Annotated in this window: 14 protein-coding genes; 3 read left to right on the top strand and 11 right to left on the bottom strand. The window is 65.1% G+C overall.

Translation table 11 applies throughout. From position 1 onward, the window contains the following. Positions 1 to 59 precede the first annotated feature (59 nt). Positions 60 to 761: a TerC family protein gene (locus G3T14_RS02190; protein WP_163639562.1), complete on the top strand. Its 702-nt coding sequence runs from the start codon at positions 60 to 62 to the stop codon at positions 759 to 761. A 4-nt stretch (positions 762 to 765) separates the two neighbouring features. Then, entirely contained in the window at positions 766 to 4,485 is a 3,720-nt protein-coding gene (locus tag G3T14_RS02185) for a PAS domain S-box protein (RefSeq protein WP_163639560.1), read from the top strand. A gap of 93 nt (positions 4,486 to 4,578) precedes the next feature. On the opposite strand, the gene G3T14_RS02180 is transcribed toward G3T14_RS02185, so the two are convergent. The 11 genes from G3T14_RS02180 to G3T14_RS02130 form a co-directional block, all read right to left on the bottom strand. Beyond that, positions 4,579 to 5,307 (bottom strand): amino acid ABC transporter ATP-binding protein, encoded by a 729-nt coding sequence (locus G3T14_RS02180; RefSeq protein WP_163639755.1) that lies wholly within the window; start codon positions 5,305 to 5,307, stop codon positions 4,579 to 4,581. A gap of 52 nt (positions 5,308 to 5,359) precedes the next feature. After that, complete coding sequence (locus tag G3T14_RS02175; protein WP_163639558.1) at positions 5,360 to 6,052, bottom strand: ABC transporter permease subunit; 693 nt, start codon at positions 6,050 to 6,052, stop codon at positions 5,360 to 5,362. Positions 6,053 to 6,072: 20 nt separating this feature from the next. Further along, positions 6,073 to 6,795 (bottom strand): amino acid ABC transporter permease, encoded by a 723-nt coding sequence (locus G3T14_RS02170; protein ID WP_163639556.1) that lies wholly within the window; start codon positions 6,793 to 6,795, stop codon positions 6,073 to 6,075. Positions 6,796 to 6,840: 45 nt separating this feature from the next. Then, a complete protein-coding gene (locus G3T14_RS02165) occupies positions 6,841 to 7,770 on the bottom strand; it encodes an amino acid ABC transporter substrate-binding protein (protein WP_204262573.1) in 930 nt (309 codons plus the stop codon). Between the two features lie 276 nt (positions 7,771 to 8,046). Beyond that, positions 8,047 to 9,669 carry a porin gene (locus G3T14_RS02160; RefSeq protein WP_163639554.1) on the bottom strand — a complete coding sequence of 541 codons (1,623 nt, stop codon included), beginning with the start codon at positions 9,667 to 9,669 and terminating at the stop codon, positions 8,047 to 8,049. A 549-nt stretch (positions 9,670 to 10,218) separates the two neighbouring features. Then, positions 10,219 to 11,727, bottom strand: a complete 1,509-nt coding sequence (locus G3T14_RS02155; protein ID WP_246732860.1) for an aspartate ammonia-lyase — start codon at positions 11,725 to 11,727, stop codon at positions 10,219 to 10,221. Positions 11,728 to 11,768: 41 nt separating this feature from the next. After that, on the bottom strand, positions 11,769 to 12,662 hold the full coding sequence (locus G3T14_RS02150; protein WP_163639552.1) for an amino acid ABC transporter substrate-binding protein: 894 nt from the start codon (positions 12,660 to 12,662) through the stop codon (positions 11,769 to 11,771). Positions 12,663 to 12,715: 53 nt separating this feature from the next. Continuing rightward, on the bottom strand, positions 12,716 to 13,987 hold the full coding sequence (locus G3T14_RS02145) for a dicarboxylate/amino acid:cation symporter (protein ID WP_163639550.1): 1,272 nt from the start codon (positions 13,985 to 13,987) through the stop codon (positions 12,716 to 12,718). A gap of 352 nt (positions 13,988 to 14,339) precedes the next feature. Then, positions 14,340 to 14,957 carry a bifunctional 4-hydroxy-2-oxoglutarate aldolase/2-dehydro-3-deoxy-phosphogluconate aldolase gene (eda, locus tag G3T14_RS02140; protein ID WP_163639548.1) on the bottom strand — a complete coding sequence of 206 codons (618 nt, stop codon included), beginning with the start codon at positions 14,955 to 14,957 and terminating at the stop codon, positions 14,340 to 14,342. Between the two features lie 82 nt (positions 14,958 to 15,039). Further along, complete coding sequence (gene edd / locus G3T14_RS02135; protein WP_163639546.1) at positions 15,040 to 16,863, bottom strand: phosphogluconate dehydratase; 1,824 nt, start codon at positions 16,861 to 16,863, stop codon at positions 15,040 to 15,042. A gap of 186 nt (positions 16,864 to 17,049) precedes the next feature. Further along, a complete protein-coding gene (locus tag G3T14_RS02130; RefSeq protein ID WP_163639544.1) occupies positions 17,050 to 18,525 on the bottom strand; it encodes a SulP family inorganic anion transporter in 1,476 nt (491 codons plus the stop codon). Between the two features lie 348 nt (positions 18,526 to 18,873). On the opposite strand from G3T14_RS02130, the gene G3T14_RS02125 reads away from it, so the two are divergent. Next, positions 18,874 to 20,124 carry a GGDEF domain-containing protein gene (locus tag G3T14_RS02125; RefSeq protein ID WP_163639542.1) on the top strand — a complete coding sequence of 417 codons (1,251 nt, stop codon included), beginning with the start codon at positions 18,874 to 18,876 and terminating at the stop codon, positions 20,122 to 20,124. Positions 20,125 to 20,140 lie beyond the last annotated feature (16 nt).

Here is a 20,140-nt window from a genome sequence, read left to right as displayed (position 1 = left end):
CGCGCGCCTGCCAGCCCCGTGATCTGTGCGTCCGGCACGTGCCGTTGCTCGAGAGCCCTATGGACCTCCTCAATCCACACTTCCTGGTCTCGGTGCTGGAGATCGTCTGGATCGACCTGCTGCTGTCGGGCGACAATGCAGTGGTCATCGCCATGGCCTGTCGTGCGCTGCCCGAGGATCGGCGGCGGATCGGGATCATGCTCGGTGCGGCCACCGCGGTCGCTCTGCGGATCGTCTTCGCATTGGTGGTGTCGTCGCTCCTGGCCGTTCCGTTCCTGCGGGTCGTCGGCGGCCTCCTCCTGGTCTGGATCGCCGTGAAACTAGCCGTGGGAGAGGACGAGGAGGCGCCCGTCGTCGACGGGAGCCGGTCGTTGTGGAAGGCGGTGCGGACCATCGCCATCGCCGATGCCGTGATGAGCCTCGACAACGTCGTGGCCATCGCCGCCGCCGCCAAGGGGCACGCGTCCCTGTTCGTCTTCGGGCTGCTGCTGTCGATCCCGCTCATCGTCATGGGCGCCGCCCTGGTGACGGCCCTGCTCAAGCGCTTCCCGCTCATCGTCTGGGCGGGTGCGGCATTGCTCGGCTGGATCGCCGGAGAGATGATCGTCACTGATCCGTTCGTCGCCGAGCGCGTCGCCGGCGTCGATCATATCCGCGAGTTAGCCGCCATCGCGGTGACGCTCCTGGTGGTCGGCTGCGCCTACGGAATGAAGCGCCGGGCCGGCCTTGTGGATGTTTCGGGAGTCGATCGGCGTGGTTGAGGTGATGCTTCGTGGACGCCGGCGCGGATTTCAACTCTCGGCAGCAGCGATCGGCACGCTGGCAGCAGTCGCGATGATCCTCGGCATCGGTGCGTGGCAGATTCACCGCTCGCGCAAGCTGGAACTCGCCGATGCTAGTGGTCAGGCGCTCAGCCTCACCCGGACACTGGCTCAGCACGCAGCGCGCACGCTCGAAGGAGTCGATCTCATCTTGTCGGGCCTCATCTCCCGGCTCGACGAAGACGCCAACCAAGTTGGTGTCAGCGCCCTGACTGGCCCCGGCGCAGCGACCCTCGCGCAGATCCGACACCTGACTGTGCTCGGTGCCGACGGCCGAATGCGTTTCGATTCGCTTGGGCGGACCGAAGCGAACGAAGCCGCGAAAGACGCCGTCCACTGGCATCGCGAGCGGCCCGACCTCGACCTCCATGTCGGGCCTGCGTTCGAAAGTCGTGGCGATGGAATGTGGGTGATCCCGGTCTCGCGCCGCATCGATCGCCGCGACGGGAGCTTCGACGGTGTCGTGGTCGCGACGTTGCGCGCCGACTACTTCCGCGGTTTCTACCGTGATCTCCGAGTGGGGGGAGACGGCGCCATCACGCTCTGGCTCGATACCGGACGGATTCTCGTGCGCGAGCCTGCGCTGCCGCAGCTGGTCGGTGCCGATCTCTCGCGCAGCCGGATGTTCACCACCGATCTCCCGGCCCGAAACTCCGGTGTCTTTCGCGTGTCGGCCGCTCTCGTCGACGGGCGCGCACGGATCGTCGCCTTCGAACGCCTCGACCGCTATCCCCTGATCGTCACCGCCTCGCTCACCCTGGATGATGCACTTGCGGCCTGGCGGCGGGAAACGTTGATCCAGAGCCTGCTCATGGGCCTGTCCGTTTGTGCTCTGATCGGGCTCGGCATCACGCTGGAGCGTCGCCAGCGGCGCATCGCTGTGTCGGAACGCGCCTCGCGCGAGGCGCAGCTGCTGTTCCGCGGTCTGTTCGAGAATGCCACAGACCTGCAATTCGTATTTCGCGTCGACAGGCCCGCTGCCTTTCGCCTCGAGACGTGGAATCCGTCCGCGGCTGCGGCGATGCAGCTGTCGCCTGAGTCGCCCGCCGGCCTCAGTCTCGAGGAACTCCGCGAATCGGGCCAGTTGTCCGACGCGCAGGTCGATCGCGTCCGCGCCGACATGGAACGGGCGGTCGCCACCGGCGAGCCGGTTCGGACCGAGGATCGAACGCCCCTCGCCGCGGGGATCCGGCACTGGGAAGCGATCTACGTACCCCTGCGCGATTCCGGCTCCGACGCGGTGACGCGGGTGTTTCTCGGTGTGCGCGACATCACCCACCTCAAGACGGCCGAAGCGGAGGCCCGCGAGGCGAACCGCTTCCTGATCATGGCTGAGCAGGTCGCTCATATCGGGCATTGGCACGTCGACCTGCCCTCACGCCGCCTGACGTGGTCGGACGAGGTCTACCGCATTCACGGCCTCGATCCCGAAACCTTCACCCCGACCGTCGAGAGCGGGGTTGCGGCTTATCACCCCGACGACCGCGCCCGGGTCGCGACCTGCGTCGCCCGCGCGATCGAGCGCCAGGAGGGTTTCGACTTCGCGTTGCGTCTGGTGCGCCCGAGCGGGGAGATTCGCGACGTCCTCGTCCGTGGCATCTGCCAGTTCAATCGGGATGCGCAGGGGCATACCGAGGATGTCCGCTCGATCTTCGGCGTGTTTGCCGACGTCACAGACTTGAAGCAGGCGGAGCGGGCGCTCGCCGAAAACTCGGCCTTGTTGAAGGCCACCCTCGACAGCATGGACCAGGGCCTGCTGCTCATCGACGGCAACGGCAAGGTGCCGATCGCCAACCAGCGGGCGATGGAGATCCTGTCGCTCTCGCCCGAATTCATGGCCAACACACCGGATTACCGTTCGGTCCGCAGGTATCTGCGCGAGACCGGAGCCTGGGGACTGTCGATCCAAAATCCGGAGCATTGGCATCTCGACAAAGAGCGGCGGACCACGGATGTGCGCTCCGAGCGCCGCCGCGCCGATGGCAGCGTCATCGAGTTTCGCTCGCTGCCGATGCACCGGCACGACGGCTACATCCAGACGCTGACCGATATCACCGAGCGGCGGCGGGCCGAAGAACGCCTGCGCGACAGCGAGGCCCGCTACCGGCTTCTGGCCGATTATACCTCGGATCTGATCGTCCTCGACGACGCCAATGGGCGCCACCTCTACATCTCGCCGGCGGTGACGAGCATGCTCGGCTACACCCTCGCCGAGGCCAATGCCGTCGGCCTGCGGACCCTCGTCCACGCGGAGGACATCGCCAATCTGTCGGCGATTCTGCATGCGCTCGAACCCGACCGGCCCACCGGTTCGGTGATCTATCGCCTGCGGCACCGGGCGGGCCACGACATCTGGGTCGAGGCGGCCTTCCGGCGCATCGAGGAACAGGGCGGCGTCCAGATCATCCAGGCGATTCGCGACGTGACCGAACGCCAGAGCCAGGAGGCCGACCTGCAGCGCGCACGCGGTGCCGCGGAAGCCGGCGCCCAGGTGAAGGCCGAATTCCTCGCCAACATGAGCCACGAACTGCGCACCCCGCTCGCCGGCATCCTCGGGGTCCACGACCTGCTGCGCAGCGACCCGACGCTCAGCGTCTCGCAGGATCACCTCGTCGCCCTCGCCCAGGAATCCGGGCGTTCGCTCCTCACCATCGTCAATGACATCCTCGATTTCTCGAAGATCGAGGCCGGCCAGCTCGTGATCGAGGCGATGCCGTTCGGCCTGCGGGCCTTGATGGAGGGATGCCGGGTCCTCAGCGCCGAGACGATCGGCGCGGGTGGGGTCGCGCTCAGCGTCGCAGTGGAGCCGGACGTGCCGGACTGGCTCATCGGCGACCCGACGCGCCTGCGTCAGGTCATTCTCAACCTCGCCACCAATGCCATCAAGTTCACCCCCGAGGGCAGCGTGATGCTGCGGGCCCTGTGGCACGCCGAGGCCGGACGGTGTGGCAGTCTGCGGATCGAGGTGGTCGATACCGGTATCGGCATCGCTGCCGAGACGCTGCCCCACCTGTTCGAGCGCTTCGCGCAGGCCGATGGCTCGACCTCTCGCAAGTATGGCGGCACCGGACTGGGCCTCACCATCTGCAAGCGCCTCGTCCGGCTCATGGGCGGGGAGATCGGCGTCGAGAGCCGCCTGCGCGAGGGCTCGACCTTTTGGTTCACGCTGTCATTGCCCCTGGCTCGGCCGCAGAGCGTCGACGGGGCGCGGATGCGGGGCCTCCTGGCGGCGCCGGCTGGCCGAAAGCAGCGCCTGCTCCTGGCCGAGGACAACCCGATCAATCAGGAGATCATCGGCACGGTTCTGCGCCAAAAGGGCCACAGCGTCATCGTCGTCGGCGATGGCGAGCGCGCGGTCGCAGCGGTGACCACCGAGGCGGCGTTCGACCTCGTGCTGATGGACGTCCAGATGCCGGGTCAGGACGGGCTCGAAGCGACCCGGGCGATCCGCGAATGGGAACGCGCCGAGGGCAGGCCGCGCGTCCCGATCGTCGCGCTCACCGCCAACGCCATGACCGAAGAGGTGGAGCGCTGCCGCGCCGCCGGGATGGATGCGCACGTGGCCAAGCCCGTGGATTGGTCGGTTCTGTTCGCGACGATGGAGCGACTGGTCAACGCCAATGCCTCCGACGACGATGCGGCGGTCGAGGCAGCGCACGTCTGAGCATTCGTCCGCGCGTTGACACCCCGCCCCCGCGACTGGTGCTTCGGCAGACTATGGGGCTGGTGCGCGCGGGCGGTTCAGTGAGGCCCGATATCAGTGGGCGAGGATCTTCGACAGGAATTGCTGCGCGCGCGGGCTGCGCGGCTGGCCGAAGAACTCTTCCTTCTGCGCATCCTCGACGATCTCGCCGCGATCCATGAAAATCACCCGATTCGCGACCTTGCGGGCAAAGCCCATCTCGTGGGTCACGCACATCATCGTCATGCCTTCGCGGGCGAGCTGGACCATGACGTCCAGCACCTCGCCGACCATCTCGGGGTCGAGGGCCGAAGTCGGCTCGTCGAACAGCATGACGATCGGGTCCATCGACAGGGCACGGGCGATGGCGACGCGCTGCTGTTGACCACCGGAGAGCTGACCCGGAAATTTCTGGGCGTGGGCCGAGAGACCGACGCGCTCGAGCAGCTTCAGACCGCGGGTCCTGGCCTCCTCACGCGGGCGCTTGAGCACCTTGCACTGCGCCAGGGTGAGGTTGTCGGTGATGGAGAGATGCGGGAACAGCTCGAAATGCTGGAACACCATTCCGACCCGCGCGCGCAGCTTGGGCAGATCGGTACGCTTGTCCTTGAGGGCGATGCCATCCACCGAGATCGCGCCCTCCTGGAACGGCTCCAGGGCGTTCACGGTCTTAATCAGCGTCGACTTACCGGACCCGGACGGGCCGCAGACGACGACGACCTCGCCCTTGGAGACCTGGGTGGTGCAACCCTTGAGAACCTGAACCGGTCCATACCACTTGCCGACGCCGTCGATGGCGATCATCGGACTTCCACTCGCCTGCTGACCGGATGGAGACATGACGGATCCTACTCGGTCAGCGGATGATGGCGACGCGGCGCTGAAGCCTGCGTACGAGGAACGAAGCGGAGAAGCAGATCGCGAGGTAGACCAGCGCGGCGAAGATATACATCTCGACCAGTCGGCCGTCACGCTGGGCCACCTTCGAGGCGGCGCCCATGAAGTCGGTGAGCGAGATCACGTAGACCAGCGAGGTATCCTGGAACAGCACGATGGTCTGCGTCAGCAGGAGCGGCAACATGTTGCGGAACGCCTGGGGCAGGATGACCGACTTCATCGTCTGCACGTAGTTCAGGCCGAGCGCCTGGGCGGCCGAAGTCTGTCCGCGGGGGATGGACTGGATGCCGGCGCGCATGATCTCGGAGAAGAACGCCGCCTCGAACAGCGTGAAAGTGATCAGCGCCGATGTGAAAGCGCCCACCGAGATCGGCCGCGACGCTCCGGTGATCCACTGGCCGATATAAGGCACCAGGAAGTAGAACCAGAAGATCACCAGCACCAGCGGCAGTGACCGCATGAAGTCGACGTAGATACGGGCGATCGGCACCAGGAATGCCACGCCCGACAGGCGCATCATCGCGATGATCGTGCCGAGGACGATTCCGCCTGACGCGGCGAGCGCGGTGAGCGTGACGGTGAACACCATGCCCGTACCGAACAGGTAGGGCAGCGAGGCCAGAATGACCTTGTAGTCGAAATCCCCGAACATCCGATCCGATCCGAACAGCGTCAGCGCGAGCCCGGCACTGCTACGCGACGCTCGAGAGCACCGGCGAGCATCACCACGGTGAGGCTGATGAGAAGGTAGATGATCGTCGCCGCCGTGAACGACTCGAAGACCTGCGAGGAGAATTCCTGCATCGACCGCGCCCGTGCGGTGAGTTCGAGCAGGCCGATGGTGAGGGCGACCGAGGTGTTCTTGAGGTTGTTCAGGAACTCGGAGGTCATCGGCGGCAGGATCACCCGATAGGCGATCGGCAGGAGCACGTACCGGTAGGTCTGCCAGGTGTTGAGACCGAGCGCGATCGCTGCCGCGCGTTGGCCGCGCGGAAGCGACTGGATACCGGCACGGACCTGTTCGGCGACACGGGAAGCCGTGAAGAAGCCGAGGCAGATCACCGCCGTATAGAACGATGCGTTCGGCAGCTGCTTGAGCCAGGTGCCGATGACCTCGGGCACCATTTCCGGCAGCACGTAGAACCACAGGAACATCTGGACCAGCAGCGGGATGTTCCGGAACAACTCGACGTAGCTGGTCCCGACGGCCTGGGCCACCGGACTCGGCATGGTTCGCATCACCCCGATGAGGGAGCCGAGCGAGAAGGCGATGATCCACGAGCACAAGGCCGTGGCCAGCGTCCATCCGAGCCCCGACAGAAGCATGTCGGCATAAGTGCCGACACCTTCTGGGGAAGGCTCGAAGAAAATGCCCCAATTCCAGTTATAGTTCATGGTCGATGGTCTGTCCTGGCGAGGCGTCGTTCCCGGAATCGCGGCTCAGTAGGCTGCCGGATCGGCGCTGTCGCTCGGATTGGCGAAGGTCTTCACCATCGCTTCGCTCATCGGCAGCATGAGGTTGATGCCGCGCGGCGGGATCGGCTTGGTGAACCACTTGTCGTAGAGCACCTTGCCGTCCGCGCTCTTGTAGAGCTTGGCCGTCGCCTCATCCACCACCGCCTTGAACGGGGCGTCGTCCTTGCGCAGCATGATGCCGTACGGCTCGGGCTTCGACAGGGCTTCGGTGGAGATTGCGTAGGCGGTGGGCTCCTTGGAGCCGGCGGCGAGGGAGGCGAGCAGCACGTCATCCATCACGAAGGCGACGGCGCGGCCGGTCTCGACCATCAGGAATGCTTCTGCATGGTCCTTGGCCGGCAGGATCGTCAAGCCGAGACTGCGGGCGGTATTGGCCTCATTGATCTGCCGGATGTTGGTGGTGCCCGAGGTCGAGACCACGGTCTTGCCCTTTAGATCCTCGATCGTGTTCAGCTTGGCCGACTTCTTCGCCACATAGCGGGTGGCAGTGAGGAAGTGGGTGTTGGTGAAGGCGACCTGCTTCTGGCGGTCGGCGTTGTTGGTGGTGGACCCACATTCGAGGTCGATCGTGCCGTTGGCGATGAGCGGAATGCGGGTGGCCGAGGTCACCGGGTTCAGCTTCACCTCGATGTTGGGAAGCTTGAGGCTGGTCTTCACCGCCTCGGCGATCTTCTGGCAGATGTCGAAGGCATAGCCGACCGGCTTCTGGTCGTTGTCGAGATAGGAGAACGGCACGGACGCATCGCGGTATCCGATGGTGATCTGTCCGGTTTCCTTAATCTTCTTCAAGGTCCCGGTCAGCTCCTCGGCCTGAACGGAACCGACGGTGAGTGCGGACAGTGCAAAGGCAAGTACCGCCGACGAAGCAGCGGATCTCATCTGACTCAAACGCATCTGCAGGGTGGCTCCTGGAAGCGACCACCGGCGCGGCGGTCGTTGATCATGAGGCAATCTAGCAGCGGGCGACCCGGCTGCAATCGCTGATTTGGCCGTCATCCCTGACGGTCACAGCTACTTTGTAAGGCACAATCCATGCCGCGTTGAGATGGAGTGCCCCGCCAAGACGTATTCTCGAACAAAAGCCTGCTTTCGAGCAGTCGGGCCAAAACAAAAAGGCCCGGCTTTGCAGCCGGGCCAGATTGACGGGTTTCGAAGGAAGGTGAGAGCGACTTAGAAGTCGCGCTGGACGCGCATGCGGACCTGGTAGGTGTCGGCCGAGGTCACGGTACGGACAGCGGCGCCGGCATTGACGGCAGCGACGTTCACGACGCCGTTGCTGTACTGATCGACCACACGACCGTTCTGCACGCCGACCTTGGTGTAGAAGCCCTCGACACCGATATCGAGATCCTTGACCGGCGACCAGATCAGGCTGCTGCCGACGACGAACTGGTAGTTGTCGCGCAGAACCGGGCTCAGAGCGAACGAGCGGGTGCCCGGGGCGCCGATGAACTGGTTGGAGTTGACGGCCAGGGTGCTCTGAGCACCGTAAGCCTGGGCGTTAGCAACGCGGGCACCGTTGGCGAAGGACACTTCACCGTAGCTGCCGAACACGGCCGAACGCCACTCGGGCGACCAGTAATGGAGGAAGGATGCCACGGCCGTGAAGCTGGTGGAGAGCTGGATCTTGCCGGTCAGCGGGTTCAGCGTCGCGTCAGCCATATAGGGGTCGAACGCAGCACCGTTGATGGTGCTGGCGCGCGAGGCATAGGTGCCATTGTACGAGGAATAGCCGGTGTAGACGGTTGCGCCCTCGCCATAGGCGCCCTGGAGGTAGAGGGTGTCGCCGGGGGCGATGAACGGCATGTTGATCTTCACGCCGCCCTGTACGGCCCAGCCGTAATCGCTGGAAGCACCGACGGTGCCGCCGGCGAGGTTGGCACCATACTGGCCAACGGCGCCGAGAACGACCGGGCTGCCGATGACGTTGCTGGTGTTCAGCTCCTTGACGGCGCCGGACAACTGAGCGGAACCCCAAGCGGCGTCGTAGCGCAGAACGCCGACGAAGTCGGGCATGCGGTTACGCTCGACCACGTCCACGGTGCCAAACGACGGCAGACCGAGCGCGTTGGTGCTGATCAGCACGCGCGAAGGCGTGAAGGCGGCCGACGTCTCTTGCGAGTAGATGCTGTTGCGACGGAAGGTCGGATCTTCCAGCGACAGCGTCGCCGAGAAACCGTCGCCGCCGAGCTTTGTGGTGTAGGCGAGCAGGTTGGTGGACTGGACGTCCGAGTTGGCGGTGGCACCGGCGAACTCGAAGTCGTGAGCGTAGAAGTCGAAGAACGAGGAGGCGCGACCGGCGGTGAGGCCTGCGAACTGGATGAACGCCTTGTCGGTGTTCATGAATTGCTGGTCGCGACCGAGCTGATCCTGGCCGGTGGCGCCGAAGGCGTTGCCGATGCGCTCCTGGGTGCCGGAGCGGAGGCCGCCGGTGGCGCTGGTGCGGTTGGCGAACTGGAGACGGACGAAGGCGCGCAGGGTGCCGTAGGCAGTCTGGGTGCGGGCATCGACGTTGATGCGGGCGAGGCCGATATAGCCGGTGGTGTCGCCCTGGCTGCCCTGGCTGCTGCGGGCCGAGGTCGGCTGGTAGCCGATGTCGAGGCGGGCGCGGCCCGACAGACGGATGCAGGTATCGGTGCCCGGGATGTAGAAGAAGCCTGCGCCGTAGGCCGAGCAGACGCGCACGTACTCGATCGGAACAGCCTTCTTCATCGGAAGATCGGCTGCGTGTGCTCCGGCGACTGCGGCAAAGCCAGCAGCGGTGCCGAGAAGCGAGCTCTTCAAGAGCTTCATTGATATCTCCAAAAGCTTCGAGACCCGAGGGACGAACGACTGCTTACAAAGGCGTCCGAAGACCCACTGCGCGACGTTCTTATTTTTGAAAGACCGAGCGTTTTTCGCTGGAAATCAGTGTGGCGCACCGATGGTGGACCAGCGCCAAATCACTCTGTGCGAGTGAGTTCCGTGGAGCAACTCGGAATCGTGATGGTCTTGGACGTTCCCAAATGCTGTTGCGGCATTGCAACGTTCCGCAGGCGGCTAAGTGGTTGTCGCAAGCCCATGTTTTCGGCCGTAAGCCGAGGTATCCGACCCGCGCCCAAGGCGCGCAAAGCCCGAATTTTGTCCAAATGAATACAGTTTCCGCTTGGAAAACAGCATTTGCGCGCCATTCGGCGAATTTCTTGGCCGCGGCAGGGATTATTCCCGGAGCACCGCCCGGCCGTGACCCGGCCGGATCGGCGACGGCCGGCGCTCACCTTCGATATTAGCCGATCGGCCTGAGTTTGGGTGCAGCCGGCACGGGTTTCAACGTCCGCTTGCGAATCGGACGTGACGGCGCGGTCAGATCGCCGAGCCGGCGGGGCGCACCCGCGACGGCCGCGTCATCGCCTCGAGTTCGAGCAAAGAATCGAGTTGGCTCGCGGTCAGCAGGCCTTCTTCCAGCACCACGTCGGCGACCGGGCGATTCTCGGCCAGCGCCCGTTGGGCGACGCGGGAACAGGCCTCGTAGCCGAGCGCCGGCACCAGTGCGGTGACGAGGCCGATCGAGCCGTGGACCAAGCTGCGGCACCGCTCGCGATCCGCCTCGATACCCTCGATGCAGCGCTTGGTCAGCGTGTCGACGCCGGCCGTCAGCATGCGCAGGGAACTCAAGGTACAATAGCCTATGGTCGGTTCGAACGCGTTGAGCTGCAACTGCCCGCCCTCGGCGCAAAGGGTGATCGTCAGATCATGGCCGATGACCATGTAGGCGACTTGGTTGACGACCTCCGGAATCACCGGATTGACCTTCCCGGGCATGATCGACGAACCCGCCTGCACCGCGGGCAGCCGGATTTCGCCAAAGCCGGTGCGCGGACCGGAGGACAGGAGGCGCAGGTCGTTGCAGATCTTCGAGAGCTTCACGGCCACGCGCTTGAGCACGCCGGAAAACAGCACGAAGGCGCCGAGATCCGACGTCGCCTCGATCAGGTTCGAGGCCAGCACCATGTGCTGTCCGGCGCTGCGCGAGAGTTCCTCCACAGCAAGCGCGGCGTAGCGCGGATCGGCGTTGATGCCGGTTCCGATGGCGGTGGCTCCGAGATTGACCTCGCGAAACAGGCCGACGATCTCCGAGAGGCGAGCGACGTCTTCCTTGATGGTGGCGTGGAAGCCGTCGAACTCCTGGCCGAGCGTCATCGGCACCGCATCCATCAGCTGGGTGCGGCCCATCTTCAGAACGTCGGCGAATTCCACGGCCTTGCCCTTGAAGGCGTAGGCGAGGTCGTCGAGGGCGCGGATCAGCGGCTGGGTCGCGAAGATCACCGCGAGGCGCAACGCCGTCGGATAGGCGTCGTTGGTCGACTGAGCCATGTTGACGTCGTCGTTGGGATGCAGCGCGGCGTAGTGGCCGTGCGCCTCGCCCATCGCTTCCAGCGCGACGTTGGCGATGACCTCGTTGGCATTCATGTTGGTGGAGGTGCCGGCCCCGCCCTGGATCGCGTCGACGACGAAAGATTCGGCAAAGTGCGGTTCGGTGGCGATGCGGGTGCAGGCCCGGTCGATGGCGTCGGCTTTCACCGCACTGAGATAGCCGAGCCGCTTGTTGGCGCGCGCGGCCGCCTGCTTCACCAGCGCGAGAGCGCGGACGAATTCCGGGAAATGGCCCACCGGCACACCGGTGATGGGGAAATTCTCAACAGCCCGCTTGGTGTGGATGCCCCAATAGGCGTCCGCGGGCACTTCGCCATAGCCGAGGAGGTCGTGTTCGGTGCGAGTGCGCGCGCCCTCGATTTCGACGGTGCGGACCGTCGCGACCGCGAGGGGCTCGGCCGGCTCCGAGGAAGCCTCGGCATGCGTGTCCATCGCCATGAATGATGGTCCTTCGGTCTTGGCGAGGGTCGGCCTGAGAGTCAGTCCTGAAGACCGATCACCTGGAAATTCGTCCGCAGCTCGTCCGACATCGGCACGTTCAGGCGCTCGCCGTTGGGAAGACGCTTGAGGAACCAGCGCTCGTAGATCCATCGTAGCTCGCGCGACTCGGCCAGCCGCTCGAAGGTGGTCGACACCAGCGTGGCGAATTGCGGATCGTCCTTGCGGAACATCAAGCCGTAGGGTTCGAACGAGAGCTTGTCCGGCAGCACGGTGAAGGCTGCGCCGTCCGACCCGGCATTGGCGATCATACCGTAGAGCAGCACATCGTCCGAGCCGAGGGCATCGGCACGCCCGTCTCGGATCATGGCGAAGGATTCCGCATGATCCTTGCCGGTGACGATGGTGGTCGCGATGGCGAGTCGCGCGACGAGGGCGCGCAGCACCGTCTCGTTGGTGGTCCCGGCGGTGACCGCTACGGTGTGGCCGCCGAGGTCGCGGTAAGACGCGATCGGAGAACCACGCCGGACGAGAAGCTTTGTCGCGCTGAAATAGGTCACCGGAGAGAAGGCCACGAGCTTGCGCCGTTCCGCATTGGCCGTGGTCGAGCCGCATTCGAGGTCGATCCGACCGGAGGTCACGGCGGGAATACGATCCTCGGACTGGATCGGCTCATAGCGCACCGCAAGGTTCGTTCGCCCGAGCTCCTTACCGATGTCGTCGACCACGTCGAGGCAGAGGTCCATCGCGTAGCCGATCGGCTGCCCGGTGCCGTCCTTGAACGAGAACGGCACCGCGCTTTCGCGATATCCCAGCGTCACCGTGCCGGTGTCGCTGATCTTCTTGAGCGTGCCGGTGAGCACGTCCAGGGCGGAGGCCGGTGCAGCCAGAAGCAAGGCTCCGAGACAGCCTGCGATGATACCGTTTACGCGCATGCCCGACCTCGACCCTGTGAACCCGTCGCCACGTTCTGTCCTGGGACTGGCCGCTACTCGGCCGGCACCGGGCTCACATCGCGGTCGATGCGCTGGTCGCTGAGGGAGAGCTGGCCCTCCCATTTCGCCACCGCCACCGTGGCGACGCTGTTGCCGAGGACGTTGGTGGCCGAGCGACCCATGTCGAGAAACTGGTCGATGCCGATGATGAGCAGCAGGCCGGCTTCCGGGATATGGAAGGTCGAGAGCGTGGCCGAGATCACCACCAGCGAGGCGCGCGGCACGCCGGCCATGCCCTTCGAGGTCACCATCAGTAGGAGCAGCATGGTCAGCTGCTGACCCAGCGTCAGCGGGATGTTGTAGGCCTGGGCGATGAACATCACCGCGAAGGTGCAGTACATCATCGAGCCGTCGAGATTGAACGAATACCCCATCGGCAGGACGAACGAGGTGATCTTGTTGGGCACGCCGAACTCTTCGAGGTTCGACAGGGTCTTGGGGTAGGCCGCCTCGCTCGAGGCGGTGGAGAAGGCGAGCAGGAACGGCTCCTTGATGAGGTTGAGGAGGCGCTTCATGTGGTTGCCGACCAGGAGGAACCCCGCGAAGGCGAGTAGGCACCACAGCATGCCCAGGCTGAAGTAGAATTCCAGCATGAACTTCCCGTAGGTGACGAGCACGCCGATGCCTTGCGTGGTGATCGTCGCCGCGATGGCCGCGAACACCGCCACCGGCGCGAAGCCCATGACGTAGCCGGTGATCTTGAGCATCACGTCGGCCAAGCCTTCGATGCCCTGGGCGAGGAGTTTGCCCTTTTCGCCGAGTGCGGCGATGCCCACACCGAAGAACACCGAGAACACGACGATCTGCAGGATCTCGTTGTTGGCCATCGCCTCCACCGGGCTCTTGGGTACGAGGTGGGTGACGAACTCCTTGAGCGAGAGCGAGGCGGCCTTCAGGTTGGTGGTGGCACCGGCATCGGGCAGCGGCAGGTTGAGGTTGTCGCCGGGGCGCAGGATGTTGACCATCACCAAGCCGAGCAGCAGCGAGCACAGCGAGGCGCCGACGAACCACAGCATCGCCTTGCCGCCGACGCGACCGACCGAGGCGGTGTCGCCCATATGGGCGATGCCGACGACGAGGGTGGAGAAGACCAACGGTGCGATGATCATCTTGATCAGGCGCAGGAACACGTCGCTGATCAGGGCGATGTACCCGGAGATCTCTTTCGAGGTCTGCGGATCGGGCCAGGTGATATTACAGAGGTAGCCGACGGCGATCCCGAGCAGCATGCCGATAAAGATATAGGTGGTGAGCTTGGACTGCATCGGAATCTCCTCACCGGTGCGCCCAGAGGCATGTCACGCGGCTGATCGGAACAAGTCTGTGCACGACATGTGCCATCCGCCGAGCCGCGCATGCGTGATCTTCGATCGACCACACATTTTCAGGAGACCCTGCCAATATCAGCAGAGTCTTTTACGGCGATGCAGCGTATTGGGATGAAAGCTACCGCTTTTCCGTGCTCACGCAAGCGCCGTATTGGAGATTGGGTAGAACTCCCACTCTCTCTTCGAACTGTCGGAATTCGGCGCCCACTCGGGTGCCGGGCAGGACGCTGTGCGTGCCTCCGTTTCCGATCGATCGGGAATGCCTTGAGGGTATGAACGTCACGCCGTGTCAGGCGGGCCGCAGTCGTATCGCGGCTTCGGCCGATCGCCGGATGGCATCGGCTTGCGGGACACCGGCCGGCACGACCCAGCTTCCACCGACACAGAGAACCGGCTTGAGGGCGAGCCAGTCGGGCGCGGTCGCCTCGGTGATGCCGCCGGTGGGGCAGAACCGGACCTGCCCGAACGGACCCGCCAATGCCTTGAGGGCCTTGATGCCCCCGGCGGCTTCGGCCGGAAAGAACTTGAACCGGTCGAGGCCATGATCGAGGCCACGCATGATGTCGGCGGAATTCGCGATGCCCGGCAGATAAGGGATGCCGCGATCGATGGCGGCCCGGGTCAACGGATCGGTGAGGCCAGGGCTGACGATGAACTTGGCGCCGGCCTCCATGGCCGCATCGAGGTCGCGGACGTTCAGAACCGTGCCGGCGCCTACGACGGCGCCTTCGACCCGCGACATCGCCCGGATCACGTCGAGAGCGGCAGGCGTGCGCAGGGTGACTTCGAGCGCCGTGAGCCCGCCGCTCACCAGAGCCTCAGCGATGATTTCGGCGTGGCTCGCATCCTCGACCACGAGGACGGGGATGACGGGAACGGAGCGCATCAACGCGTCGATACTGGTCATGGGTCTGGTCCTCGGCTGACTGCTGTGCTTGCGATTCTCGAATGTCTTCCGCTCCGCGAGCGGAGGGATGCGCAGTGCCGTCCTACAGTCCGGCAGCGGCCAGCATAGCGGAGGCGCCCTGCTCCGCGCCGTCGGCGCCGTTGCGCATGAAGGCGAAGAGTTCGCGGCCGGTCCCCATGGCGGGGAGCGGTGCGACCGCCTCCTCGCGCGCATCCCACTCCGCGGCGTCGACAAGGGCCTCCAGGGTGCCGTCCTCCGCGCTGAGCCGGACGATGTCGCCGTCGCGGATCCGCGCCAGCGGGCCACCGCCGAGCGCCTCGGGGCTGAGATGGATCGCGGCCGGCACCTTGCCGGAAGCACCGGACATGCGGCCATCGGTGACGAGGGCGACCTTGTGCCCGCGATCCTGAAGCACGCCGAGTTGCGGCGTGAGCTTGTGCAGTTCCGGCATGCCGTTGGCCTTCGGTCCCTGGAAGCGGACCACCACCACCACGTCACGCTCCAACTCGCCCGCCTTGAACGCGGCCAGCACGTCGTCTTGGTCGTCGAAGACACGGGCCGGGGCCTCGATGGTCCAGCGTGCCGGCTCGACGGCGCTGGTCTTGAAGGTCGCGCGGCCGAGATTGCCCTTCACCAGGCGCATGCCGCCGTCCGGCTGGAAGGCATTGGCGGGTGCCCGCAGGATGCTTTCGTCGTGCGACTTCTCCGGCGCGTCTTCGAACACCAGGGTGTCGTCGATCAGCTTCGGGTCGCGGGCGTGGTCGCGCAGGCGGGTGCCGGCCACGGTCATGATGTCGTCGTGCAAGAGCCCGGCATCGATCAGGCTGGCGATGACGTAGCTCATGCCCCCGGCGGCATGGAAATGGTTCACGTCGCCCGACCCGTTGGGATACACCTTCGCCACCTGTGGCACTGCCGCCGAGAGCCGGTCGAAATCGGCCCAGTCGAGAACGATGCCCGCCGCCCGCGCGATCGCCGGCAGGTGGATCGCGTGGTTGGTGGAACCGCCGGTGGCCAGCAGCCCAACCACCGCGTTGACGATGGCCTTCTCGTCGACGCAAAGGCCGAGCGGCCGATAGTCGTTGCCGGAAGCGCCGATTTCCGACAGCCGGTGGACCGCGGCGCGGGTCACCGCCTGGCGCAACTTCGTGCCAGGATTGATGAAGGACGCGCCGGGCATGTGCAGCCCCATCACGTCCATCATCATCTGGTTGGAATTGGCGGTCCCGTAGAAGGTGCAGGTGCCGGCTCCGTGATAGGAGGCCGATTCGGATTCGAGCAGTTCCTCGCGACCGACCTTACCCTCGGCGTAGAGCTGGCGGACGCGCTGCTTTTCCTTGTTGGCGATGCCCGACGGCATCGGGCCTGCCGGGATCAGGATCATCGGCAGGTGGCCGAAGCGCAATGCTCCGATGAGCAGACCGGGCACGATCTTGTCGCAGATGCCGAGCAGAGCGGCGCCGTCGAACATGCCGTGGCTGAGCGCCACCGCCGTGGAGAGCGCGATGGTGTCGCGTGAGAACAGCGACAGCTCCATTCCGCGCTGCCCCTGGGTGACGCCGTCACACATGGCGGGCACACCGCCCGCCACCTGCGCGGTGGCGCCGACTTCGCGGGCGAACAGCTTCATCTGCTCGGGGTAGCGGCCATAGGGCTGATGCGCCGAGAGCATGTCGTTATAGGCGGTGACGATGGCCATGTTCATGGATCGGCCGGAGCGGATCGCCGCCTTGTCCTCACCCGAAGCGGCAAAGCCGTGGGCAAGATTGCCGCAATTCAGCATCGGGCGGTGGACGCCGCCATCGCGTTCGCGGGCGATCAGGTCGAGATAGGCCTTTCGCGAGGGCCGAGAGCGTTCGATCACCCGGGCGGTGACGGCTGCAATCTCGGGATGAAGCTCGGTCATTGTTCTTCCTCGCGTTGCGCGAAGCTCACCGCGCCTTGAAATCACGATGCCGGCGCGGACACGACCCAGCCGCACTCCATTCCGGAGACGGACGGGTCAGCCTATCGGTATCTCGGTCGGAACGGTCCTCGATCAATGCCGCGGCACCGCAGGTTCCGGGCCACATGCGCCGACCGGGTCACCGCCTCAATGACCTGTCGCCAATCCGGCATCCGCCTTGTGATGGGTGCCGAGCCGCAAGACCATCGCGGCCGTGGCCTCGTTCATGCCGACGATCTCCACCGGAACGCCGTGATGGCGAAACTTCAGCACCACGCGGTCGAGGGCATTGACCGCGGTGATGTCCCAGAAATGTGCGGCGGAGAGGTCGACGACGAGGCGTTCCAGATCGTCTTCGCGAAAGTCGAACGCCGCGTGGAAGGCTTCCGCGGTGGCAAAGAAGATCTGCCCCGTCACTCGGTAGATTCGCACCCCTGCCTCGCGCTCGGACGACACGGCGAAGAACCGCGTCACCTTGTGGGCGAAGAACAGGCCGCTCAGCACCACGCCGAACACGACGCCCTTTGCGAGATCGTGGGTGGCGACCACCACGGCGACGGTGCCGAGCATGACCACGCTCGAACTCTTCGGATGCGTCAGCAGCGTACCGACGGATTTCCACTGGAAGGTGTTGATCGACACCATGATCATCACCGCCACCAGGGCGGCCATCGGAATCCGGGCCACGTAGGGACCGAGCACGACGATCAGGAACAGCAGGAAGCTACCGGCCCACAAGGTCGAGAGCCGGCCGCGGCCGCCGGAGGAGACGTTGATAACCGATTGCCCGATCATCGCGCAGCCGGCCATGCCGCCGAAGAACCCGGCGGTGACGTTGGCGAGCCCCTGTCCGGCGCATTCGCGGTTCTTGTTCGAGCCGGTATCGGTCATCTCGTCGAGGATCGCCGCCGTCATCAGGCTCTCCAGCAATCCGACCATGGTCAGCGTCAGGGCGTAGGGCAGGATGATGCGCAGGGTCTCGACGGTGAGGGGCACTTGCGGCAGGGCGAACCAGGGCAATTCAGTGGGCAGCGCTCCCATGTCGCCGACCGTGTGGATCGGCAGGCCCAGCGCCATCGAGACGGCGGTGAGGAGCACGATGGTCACCAGGGGCGACGGCACGGCCTTGGTCAGGTACGGCAAGCCATAGATCAGCCCGAGCCCGAAAGCCGCCATGACATAGACGGTGGTGCCGTGCCCGATCAGTTCGGGCATTTGCGCCAGGAAGATCAGGATCGCCAGCGCATTGACGAATCCGGTGACCACCGAGCGCGACACGAAGCGCATCAGGTTGCCGAGCTTCAGGGCGCCCGCACAGATTTGAAGCAGACCGGTGAGAATGGTGGCGGCAAACAGGTAGCCGAGGCCGTGCTCCTTCACGAGGCTGACCATCACCAGCGCCATCGCACCGGTGGCGGCCGAGATCATCGCCGGGCGGCCGCCCGCGAAGGCGGTGACCACCGCGATGCAGAACGAGGCGTAGAGGCCGACCTTGGGGTCGACCCCGGCAATGAGCGAGAAGGCGATGGCCTCCGGGATCAACGCCAGGGCGACCACCGTGCCGGCCAGGATTTCACGCGTGACGTCGGGAGCCCACTCGCTCCGCAGGGTCTTGAAGGTCATGAGAGTGTGTGTCCGTCGTCCCCGCGCGCAAGATCGCATGGCGCAGCCAGGGAGGAACCGAAAGAATCGCAGCGCTAAGGCGAAGCGATGGCAGAGGGAGCGCACGCAAAGGCGCGCGGCGCACCGATCGCTACGGCGGCGTGAGCTGGGAATACAGTCGGGCGCGATCCTTCAACATGGCGGGCGGTCTACCACAGCAGCCTCACGATGCAACGTCGCCCGGCACCGGATCGAAAACCGCTGGTGCCTGCAATTCTCGTCCGGTGAGCTTGCATATTTACCGGAACTCAAGTTGAGGGTGGCATCAAGTAGTCTCTCGACGTCGGGAGCGAATCAGAGTCTGTGCCGATGCTAAATAAAACCGAGTACGCTCGGCCGCGCCCGTGGTACTCTCTGCGACTGCCCGGCGACCTCGAGGCGCAGTACTCTGCGCAAGTGCATCTCGGAAGCGGCGCCTATATCCAGTCGTGGTTGATGGTGTTCATTGTCGTCAATGTCCTGTCGTTGAAGGTCGATCTCGACTTGTTCGGCGTGGAGGCCTTTACTGTCCCGCTGGTGATGACCCTCGGTGTTTTCGTGCCGATCACACTTGCGGCGATCGTGGCCCTGCGCGGTGAACCCTCGTCACAGCGCCAGGCTGCCGCCGTCATCGTCACGGGACTTGTCGATATGGCGATCGTGCTCAACAGCGCCCGCATCGTGCCGGAGCCCCATATCAACACCTATCTCGTGCTGGCCGTCATCGTGCCGCTGGTGGTGGGCATGATTGCGCCGCTGTCCTTCCGTCAGACCGTACTGTTCTGCGGCGCCTCGTTCGCACTCTATGTCGGCTTCGCGATCAGGTTCGTGCTGAACGGACACGGCAATACCGGTGTTCCGCTCTTGGTCGCGAGCCTCATTCTGGTGCCGCTCAAGCTCGCCTACACACGCGAGCGGGCGTTGAAACAAAGCTTTCTCCTGAATTTGGCGAAGAACCAGCAATCCGCAGAACTGGCCGCTGCCAATGCCCGGCTGACGGTTCTGGCGCAGACCGATGCGCTCACCGGAATCGCCAACCGCCGGTACTTCGATGCGCACCTGCGGCAGCATTGGGCGTCGGCGATGGCCGATCGGACCGGCTTCGCGGTTGCCTCGATCGACATCGACTTCTTCAAGCGTCTCAACGACAGCGCCGGGCATCTGGCGGGTGACCGGTGCATCATCGCCGTCGCGGACGCGCTCCGCGCCTGCGTCGCGGTCCGTGGCGGTCTCGTGGCGCGCTATGGTGGGGAGGAATTCATCGCCCTGGTGCCGCAGGACGCGCTCGAGGATGCGTTCGTCGCCGCCCGTGATCTCGGTGAATCGCTGCGCGAGGCTGTGGCTGCCTTGGCGATTCTGCACCCGGATCTCCCGGATGACGGTCGCATCACCGTCAGCATCGGCATCACGGTGGCGCATGGCGCCATGAGCGCTTCCGAAGCGGGTCGGGAACTCGACCCTGACGACATTCTGAAAGCCGCCGACGACGCCCTCTATCTCGCCAAGCGCAGCGGCCGGAACCGTGTCGAGGTGCTGGCCGCCGGCGCGTCCGACGCCAGTGCGTCGCTGATGGTGGCGTAGGCCGCCGATCCGTCGG

It is taken from the genome of Methylobacterium sp. BTF04, from assembly GCF_010692745.1.
In the GTDB taxonomy this organism is placed as follows: domain Bacteria; phylum Pseudomonadota; class Alphaproteobacteria; order Rhizobiales; family Beijerinckiaceae; genus Methylobacterium.
The sequence above is the reverse complement of the archived record's forward strand: the minus strand, read 5'-3'. Positions and strand labels throughout refer to the sequence as shown.